The sequence below is a fragment of the Streptomyces sp. NPDC005820 genome, assembly GCF_040630255.1.
Lineage (GTDB): Bacteria > Actinomycetota > Actinomycetes > Streptomycetales > Streptomycetaceae > Streptomyces.
This window is the reverse complement of the sequence record NZ_JBEXXE010000105.1, coordinates 1-8,244: the sequence shown is the minus strand read 5'-3', so window position 1 is coordinate 8,244 and position 8,244 is coordinate 1. Positions and strand designations below refer to the sequence as shown.

Genomic DNA, 8,244 nt, shown 5'->3' with positions numbered 1-8,244 from the left:
GGGCGTCGACGCGGAGCGTCGGCAACCGACGACAACGCGGCAGATGCGCGTGCCAGCCCCCGCGTCTGCGGCCTGATCCAAACGACAGGCCCTAGCCCGTCCAGCCCGGTGGCCGCAGTGTCCCCAGCAGCTGGCGGACCAGTTCGTCCACCACCTCGTCCAGGGTCGCGTCGACCCAGCCGGTGGTCCAGTCGTGGAGGAGGCCGTTGACGCTGCCGATGAAGGCCGTGGCGGCGAGGCGGTAGTCGCGAGGGGCCGCCTCCCCGCGGGCGGCCGCGGCCGTGGCCTCCGCGCAGATGAGGTCGATCCAGCGGGCGCGGCGGGCGAGGCGCTGCTCCTCCAGCCGGGGGCTGACGCCGACGATCTCGACGAAGGTGATGCGGATGCGGCGCGGGTCCGAGGTGACGTTGCCGGCGTAGGCGCGGAAGATCGCCGTGACCCGTTCGGCCAGCGGCAGGCCCTCCGCCGCGGCGAAGGCGGCCACGACCGCCTCCTCCGCCCAGTCGTTGACCTGGAGGTGGAGGGCGGCGAGGAGGTCCTCGAGGGTGCGGAACTCCTCGTAGAACTGCCGTGTCGACAGTCCGGCGGCCTCGCTGAGGGCCGCGACCGTCGTACCGCGGTAGCCGGGGGTGCCCCCGAACAGCTTCAGCGCCGCGTCGAGGAACCTCCCGCGCCGTTCGGCCTGCCGCTCGGCCGCGGTCTTGCCGCCGTACCGGCCGGTCGGCGCCCTGAGCCTGCCCGTCACTGCGTCCTCCCGAGTCGCTCCGTGCTCCCCCGTGGCCAATTTTGTCGTGCACGGACTCTTGTGGCGAAGGGCACCCCTTCCTTACTTTCCAGTAAGTACATTCTGAACGCAGCCGTGTTCAGATTCGGGCTTTCTCGAGCCGCTCAGCCCTGCCCCACCCGTTTCCCCACTCCGGAGGAGTGAGCACTCATGGCCGCCTTCAGACCCGGACACCTCTGTGCCGTAGCCGCCGCCCTCGTCCTGTCCGTCACCGCCCCCGCGACCACGGCCCAGGCCGCGTCCGGCGCCGCACTGCGCGAGGTGCTGTTCGTCGGCAACAACTGGGAGGGCACCGCGGACGTCATCAAGTCCACCGGTGACTTCGCGAAGGTCGGCCGGATCAATGTGATCCCCGACAAGGACGCGCGGATGGCGGAGATCAGCGCCGACCCGATCAAGTGGATCTACTTCACGGCCATCCGCAACGGCGTCGGCGAGGGCCACGACCAGTTCGTGGACGACATGTACTCCACGCCGGACGGGAAGTCCGTGGTCGTCTCGCGGCCCAGCTTCGCCGACGTCGTCTCCATCAACCTCTCCACCGGTGCCATCAACTGGCGCTTCCCGGTGTCCGGTTACCGCTCCGACCACATGGCCGTCTCCCCCGACGGCACCCGGGTCGCGGTCTCCGCGTCGACCGCCAACACCGTGCACGTGCTGGACATCAACACCGGCAAGCAGGTGGGCTCGTTCGCCACCGGCGACAAGCCGCACGAGAACATCTTCACCAAGGACGGCAAGTACATCTACAACATGGCGATCGGGGACGTGAACACCGATCTCGACGCCCCGTGGCTGGACTGGACGAAGGGCGACCGGCACATCACGGTCGTCGACGCCACCACTTACAAGCAGGTCAAGATCATCGACATGCGGGCGAAGCTGGACGCGATCGGCCTCACCGACTACTCGGACGCGGTGCGCCCGGCGGTGTTCTCCCCGGACGAGTCCAAGCTGTACTTCCAGGTGTCGTTCTTCAACGGCTTCTTCGAGTACGACCTCGCCAGCGACAGCATCACCCGCACCAAGACCCTGCCGAAGAACCCGGCGACGAGCGACGACCGCACGACGTACGTCAACGACTCGCGCCACCACGGCCTGTCGATGAGCCCGGACGGCAGCAAGCTGTGCGTCGCGGGCACCATGGACGACTACGCGACGGTGGTCAACCGCAGCACCCTCCAGGAGGGGCCGCTGGTCACCGCGTCCAAGCCGTACTGGGCCACGGTCAGCGGCGACGGCAAGGACTGCGTGATCTCCGAGAGCGGCGCCGACCAGGTCACCGCGATCGACTTCGCCACCGGCCAGAAGGTCGTGTCGATCCCGGTGGGCGACCACCCGCAGCGGGTGCGGCTCGGGCATGTCGCGGCCGACTGGACGGGCACCGGAAGCTGACGGAACACAGCCGGAAGGGGGCGGGCGCCGGGCGCCCGCCCCCTTTCGCGTACGGCCGTGCCTATCCGATCTTCGACGCCACCCACGCCGCCAGTTCACTGCGGGCCGCGGCCAGCAGGGTCGCGGACGGCGAGGTCGCGCCGTTGGTGACCAGCGCGTAGTGCAGGACGCCGGAGTCGGAGGTGCTGAGCAGCAGTCGGCGGCTGCCCGTCCCGCCCGGTTCCACGGCGGCGGCGATCTTCGTCGAGGAGGTGTACGCCGGCGGTCCGTACACCGTGCCCAGGTCGGAGACGACCGTGGTGGACGCGGTCGGGAAGGACGCGGGCAGATGCAGCTCGGTCGGCGCCGAACCGCCGTTGGACCGCCACACCAGCACGCTGTACTGGCCGGAGCCCACCAGCGAGGCCACGTTCGGCAGGCTGCTGGGGACCGGGTTCCAGGTGAGCGTGGTGGAGCCGTCGCGGGAGCGGTCCTCGTAGGTGAAGGCGACGGTGGAGCCCGACGTGGCGCTCGGGTACACCCGGTCGAGGAGGCGGGCGTCCTGACGGAGCGTCGCCACACCGCTGTCGTCGAGGCGTACGGCGGAGAGGTCCTCGTCGTTCCAGGCGTCGCCGGAGGTCATCACCTTGTCGGCGTTGCCGTTCATCAGCTCGTGGTGCCGGCCGTTGTAGATGTCCCACTGCCACTGCGAACCGGACAGGACCGGTCCCGAAGTGGCCGGGGTGGTCCACCAGTTGGCGCCCTTCACCCGTGAGTCGAGGGCCTGGTACATCGCCTTCAGCACGGTCGGCGCCTTGCCGGCGGTGCTGCCGTTCAGCGGATGGCCGAACTCGCTGACGATCGCCGTCGTCCCGAGCGCCGAGGCCCGGTCGCGGACGGTGCCGAAGTCGCTCACGTACTGGCCGTCCTCGGCGTTGCCCCACATCAGGATCCCGGAGATCGCCTTCTGGTCGTAGAAGTGGGTGTTGAAGACGTACCGGGAGCCGATCGCGCCCGCGTCGAGGAGGCCGCCCTCCTCCTTGCTGACGTTGCCGTTCCAGAAGAGGTTCGGTTCGACGAAGGCGGGCTTGTCGGTCCAGCCGGCCGCGTCCATCCGGGCCCGGAACTTCACGTAGAAGGGCCACAGCAGGTCGCGTTCCCAGGTGCGGCTGGCCTGACCGGAGTCATAGGTGCCGGCGTAGGGCTCGTTGTAGGGGTCGAAGCCGAGGACGCCGGTGAACTCCTCGGTGGTGAGGTTGGCCTTGATGTACGCCATGGTCTTCTGGGCGGTGGCCAGGAAGTAGTCCTGGAGGCCGTAGGTGTTGTGCCAGAAGTCGTACTGGGCCTTCGTCACCGCGCTGTTCTGGGTGATGTTCTGGCCCCACATGAAGCAGATGCCGCAGGACTCGGCGGGGTAGTTGCCGAGCGCCACCGCCCACGCGGGGGCGCCGTCGCCGGTGTACCAGCTGCCCGAGTTGAACAGGTAGCGGGAGTACAGGTCCTGGTGGAAGTCGGGGTAGACCCGGATGCCCGCGTCGAGGAAGGCCTGCATCTGGGCGGTGGCGGAGGCCAGATACGTGGTGTCGACCTGGCCCTTCACCGGTTCGGCGTAGGCCCAGGAGAGCAGGAAGCGCACGGAGTTGCCGCCGCCGAGGGCGCGCAGGGCCGTCGCCGACTTCTTGGCGTCGGCCACCGAGGCGAAGGGCAGGCCCTTGTTCTCGGCGAGTTTCGTCTCACCGGAGACGTTGTAGCCACGCAGTACCACCTCACGGCCGTTCGCGTCGACGAAGCGGCCGTTCGACACGGTGAGCGCCGTGCCGTCGAACGAGAGGGAGTCGGGGACGGTGGCCGCGGCGGCGGGCGTGCCCGCCGCCGTCAGGAAACCGCAGAGTCCGCAGAGGACAACCAGAACAGCGAGCAGACGTGCCCGGGCATTCGGCATGTCCACTACAGTCGGGCGGTTTCCGGACACCGTCAATACCATCTGACTCACGAGTAAGGTTGAACAATGTTCACCTCTTGGTCGGTCGCCCGTCTCACGCGCCCGTCCGGCCCGTGACGTTCAGGAGGTACTCCTTCCGGTCGAGCGGGTTGAGGTCGGTGCGCGGCCGCTCCGGGACCGCGCCGCGCACCACCGGCGCGTAGTGGTCGAACGCGCTCTCCCACTCCCCCTCGCCCCTGGTCAGCCCGGGGACGCGCTGCTCCAGGCCGTGCACCCGGGCGGCCGGCACCACGCCCTCCAGCAGGCACCGGCCGCCCCGGGTGTCGGTCGACCGCGGTACGGCCCGCAGCGCGGCCAGCACCGGCAGCAGCGCGCCCAGCGTGTCCGCCGGCACCTCGAGCCGGAAGCGGTGCAGGGGCTCGTACACCCGGGTGCCCGCCCGGCGCAGCGCCTCGACCAGGACCAGGGGGGTCAGGCCCCGGAAGTCGTACCCGGTGCTGGACATGCTCTTGTCGAAGCCCTGGTGGGCGTGGCTCTGGCGGGGCCAGTAGCCGCAGTGGGTCAGGGTGACCGCGCAGTCGGTGACCTGCCAGCCGTGCAGTCCCTGGCCGAGGGTGGCGCGGACGGTGTCCTCGACCGCCTTGAAGAAGGCGTACGGCATCGCGCCCAGCTCCACCTCCAGGCCGAAGGCGACGCCGGTGCCGGGCGGGGCGGGGTCGACGCGCAGGCCCACGGTGGCGAGGAACGGGTTGGCGTCCTTCTTGATGAACTCGGCGGCGGCCCCGGTCCCGGCCGGGCGTTCCACGCACAGGGGTGTCGTCCCGCGGAAGGTGACGTGGAGGCCGTAGTCGTCGGCGAGGGTGGCCTGGACGACCTCCTTCTGCACCTCCCCGTACAGGGACACGGAGGTCTCCTGGCGCACCTCGTCGTGGCGCAGACCGATCAGCGGGTCCTGTTCGGCCAGTTGGGTGAGGGCGAGGTGCAGCGAGCGGCGGTCGGTGTCCGGGCCCGGTACGACGACCGTCTCCAGGGTCGGGGGTGCGAACATCGGGCCGCTCTCCCGGTGCGGTGCGCCGATGCCGTCGCCGATGCGGATGTCCGTGAGTCCCCACAGCCGGGCGATACGGCCCGCCGTGACCGTCTCCTCGCGCACGTCGGTGCCGTGGTCGAAGACGCTGATCGCGGTGACCTTGCCCGCGGTGTCTCCGTACGGCACCCGGTCGCGGGTGCGCAGGGTGCCGGAGAACAGACGGGCGTAGGCGATCTTCTCGCCGGCCGGACCGCGCTCCACCTTGAAGACCGATCCGGACGGCGGACCGTCCGGGTCCCCCTCCGCGCGGGGCAGCAACTCCTTGATCGCGGCGATGAGTTCGGGCGTCCCGGCGCCGGTCGCGGCGGAGCCGAAGCAGACCGGGTGGACCAGCGTGCGGCGGGTCAGGTCGCGGAGCGCCGCGTGGATCCGCCGGTGGGTGAGGGTGCCGTCGACATACGCGGCGAGGAGGTCGTCGTCCTGCTCGGCGAGGACGTCCACCGGCACGGGAGCGGGGTGGCAGGCGGCCTCGCGCGTCCCGATCCCGCTCACGGTCGCCAGGGGCACCACGGGCACCGCCAGCCGCTCGGTGAGCTCCCGCAGCACACCGCCCTCGCGGGCGCCACGCCGGTCGATCTTGTTGACGAAGACGAGCGTGGGGATGCGCAGCCGGCGCAGGGTGCGCAGGAGGATCCTGGTCTGCGCCTGTACGCCCTCGACGGCGGACACCACGAGGACGGCCCCGTCGAGCACACCGAGGACCCGCTCCACCTCGGCGATGAAGTCGGGGTGGCCCGGGGTGTCGATGAGGTTCACGGTGACGTCGTCGACCGGGAAGGAGACGACGGCGGACTTGATGGTGATGCCGCGCTGCCGCTCCAGCGCGAGGGTGTCCGTCCGGGTGCTGCCGGCGTCGACGCTGCCGAGCTCGTCGATGATCCCGGCGGAGTGCAGCAGCCGCTCGGTGAGGCTGGTCTTACCGGCGTCGACGTGGGCGAGGATCCCGAGGTTGAGCAGATGCACGAGGTGTCATGTCCTTTGGAGTGGGGGTCGTTCCTTCCGGGAGGGACATGAACGCTGTACGCATCTCTGCTCCTGAGCTTTCGGGGCCGGTACCCGCGATCTTCGGGGACCGTTACCCGCGCAGTGCACCAGAGCGGCGGGGCGGGCGGCAACGGATTAACGTTCAAACGTGCGCGAGATTCTGCCGGTGCTGAGCGGGTGGTACGGCGCCGGTGTGCCGTTCGGGCTCGCGACCGTGGTCGCGGTCAGCCGCAGCGCGCCGCGCTCCCCGGGGGCGGCGATGGCGGTGGGGCCGGACGACGAGGTCGTGGGCAGTGTGTCCGGGGGCTGTGTGGAGGGGGCCGTGTTCGAGCTCGCCCGGGAGGTGCTGGCGAGCGGGCGGGCCCGCCTGGAGAGGTTCGGGTACAGCGACGCGGACGCGTTCGCGGTGGGGCTGACCTGCGGCGGGGAGCTCACCGTGCTGGTACGGCCCGTCGTTCCCGCGCGGGATCCGGCCTTCGGCGTGCTCGCCGCCTCGGTCGCCGCGGGCGAGCCGGTGACCCTGGCGACCGTGGCCGACGGCCCGGCCGCGCTCGGCGCCTCCCTCGCGGTCCGGCCGGACCGCGTCACGGGCTCGCTCGGCACCGAGGGCCTGGATGCGGCGGTCACCGCCGACGCGCGCGGGGAACTCGCCCTCGGCGCCACCGGACTGCGGCACTACGGGCCGCGCGGGCAGCGGCGCGAGGACGCGGTCGCGGTGTTCCTGCACTCCTTCGCGCCGCCGCCGCGCATGCTGGTGTTCGGGGCGATCGACTACGCGGCGGCCGTGGCCCGTATCGGCGACTTCCTCGGCTACCGGGTCACGGTGTGCGACGCGCGCCCCGTGTTCGCGACCCCGAGCCGCTTCCCGGAGGGCGTCGAGGTGGTCGTGGACTGGCCGCACCGCTATCTGCGCGGCACCGGGACCGATGACCGCACGGTGATCTGCGTGCTCACCCACGACCCGAAGTTCGATGTGCCGCTCCTGGAGGAGGCGCTGCGCCGGCCGGCCGCGTACATCGGGGCGATGGGCAGCCGGCGCACCCACGACGACCGCCGGCGGCGGCTGGTCGAGGCGGGGCTGGGCGAGGCCGAGCTGTCCCGGCTGCGCTCCCCGGTCGGGCTCGACCTCGGTGCCCGTACGCCCGAGGAGGTCGCGGTGTCGGTGGCCGCCGAGATCGTCGCGCTGCGCTGGGGCGGCACGGGCGCTCCGCTGACGGGGACGGGGGGAGCCATCCACGGCCGACCTCCGGAGAATCCGGCAAAATAGCATAAATCGGTGTGTGGGACAGGCGGAGGCTGGGTAGTGGCTCTTTCATCCATCCCCACGAGGGAAGGAGGTCCGTGAAGCACAGCAGACTCGCAAAAGCCGGGCCGCCCCCGACCGATTCGGCCGGGCGCGGCCCGGTTCAGCGCGGTGGCAGCCGGTGCAGGACGACGTCCGTGAGCCGGCCGTCGGCCACCGTGGCGGTGAGATAGGTGCAGTGCGGCTGGCGGCGGCGGTCGGTCGGCGAGCCGGGGTTGAGCAGACGCAGGCCGCCGGGGGCGGTGCTGTCCCAGGGGATGTGACTGTGGCCGAAGACGAGGACGTCGAGGTCGGGGAACCGGGCGGCGCAGCGGGCCTCGCGGCCCTGGGCGGGGCCGGTCTCGTGGATCACGCCGAAGCGCAGCCCGCCCAGGTCGGCGTGGGCCACCTCGGGCAGCCGGGCGCGCAGCTCGGGGCCGTCGTTGTTGCCGTACACCCCGATCAGCCGTCGGCTGCGGGCCTCCAGCAGATCGAGGGTGGCCGTGTCGACCCAGTCGCCGGCGTGCACCACGACGTCCGCCCCGGGCAGCGCGTCGAGCAGCGGGGCGGGGAGCACCCTGGCGCGCTTGGGGAGGTGGGTGTCGGACATCAGCAGCAGTCGCACGGGGCCAGGCTACGCGGGGCCGGACCCCGCTTCCCCCGACCGGACCAAGGCCGGATGTGGACTCCACGGCCGCCGGGTGCCCCCCCCGCGGGGCCCCCCCGGCGCCCGGGCAAGTAAAGGGGGGGGGAAGAGACGTGGGACGGGGGGGGCGGGGGGAGGAGAG

The 8,244-nt window shown here is 71.5% G+C and carries 6 protein-coding genes; 2 read left to right on the top strand and 4 right to left on the bottom strand.

Going from position 1 to position 8,244, the window contains the following annotated elements:
• Positions 1-91: 91 nt before the first annotated feature.
• On the bottom strand, positions 92-745 hold the full coding sequence (locus ABZ464_RS51660; protein ID WP_359289927.1) for a TetR/AcrR family transcriptional regulator: 654 nt from the start codon (positions 743-745) through the stop codon (positions 92-94).
• Positions 746-934: 189 nt separating this feature from the next.
• On the opposite strand from ABZ464_RS51660, the gene ABZ464_RS51655 reads away from it, so the two are divergent.
• Complete coding sequence (locus ABZ464_RS51655; protein ID WP_359289924.1) at positions 935-2,179, top strand: YncE family protein; 1,245 nt, start codon at positions 935-937, stop codon at positions 2,177-2,179.
• Between the two features lie 61 nt (positions 2,180-2,240).
• Here the strand turns inward: ABZ464_RS51655 and ABZ464_RS51650 are convergent, their stop codons facing one another.
• Together ABZ464_RS51650 and ABZ464_RS51645 are read right to left on the bottom strand one after the other, a co-directional pair.
• Positions 2,241-4,100: a cellulase family glycosylhydrolase gene (locus ABZ464_RS51650; protein ID WP_359289922.1), complete on the bottom strand. Its 1,860-nt coding sequence runs from the start codon at positions 4,098-4,100 to the stop codon at positions 2,241-2,243.
• A gap of 94 nt (positions 4,101-4,194) precedes the next feature.
• Positions 4,195-6,153 carry a translation factor GTPase family protein gene (locus ABZ464_RS51645; RefSeq protein WP_359289920.1) on the bottom strand — a complete coding sequence of 653 codons (1,959 nt, stop codon included), beginning with the start codon at positions 6,151-6,153 and terminating at the stop codon, positions 4,195-4,197.
• Positions 6,154-6,322: 169 nt separating this feature from the next.
• Here ABZ464_RS51645 and ABZ464_RS51640 point away from each other — a divergent pair, with 169 nt between their 5' ends.
• Positions 6,323-7,441: an XdhC family protein gene (locus ABZ464_RS51640; RefSeq protein ID WP_359289918.1), complete on the top strand. Its 1,119-nt coding sequence runs from the start codon at positions 6,323-6,325 to the stop codon at positions 7,439-7,441.
• 139 nt (positions 7,442-7,580) lie between these two features.
• Here ABZ464_RS51640 and ABZ464_RS51635 read toward each other — a convergent pair whose 3' ends face one another.
• The gene (locus ABZ464_RS51635) at positions 7,581-8,081 is read right to left on the bottom strand and encodes a metallophosphoesterase (protein ID WP_359289916.1); all 501 of its coding nucleotides are present in this window, start codon (positions 8,079-8,081) and stop codon (positions 7,581-7,583) included.
• Between the last annotated feature and the right edge of the window lie 163 nt (positions 8,082-8,244).

Excerpts from the sequence above, each read along its gene's own strand:
- ABZ464_RS51655 (WP_359289924.1), top strand. The coding sequence starts at position 935 with ATGGCCGCCTTCAGACCCGGACACCTCTGTGCCGTAGCCGCCGCCCTC.
- ABZ464_RS51650 (WP_359289922.1), bottom strand. The coding sequence starts at position 4,100 with ATGCCGAATGCCCGGGCACGTCTGCTCGCTGTTCTGGTTGTCCTCTGC.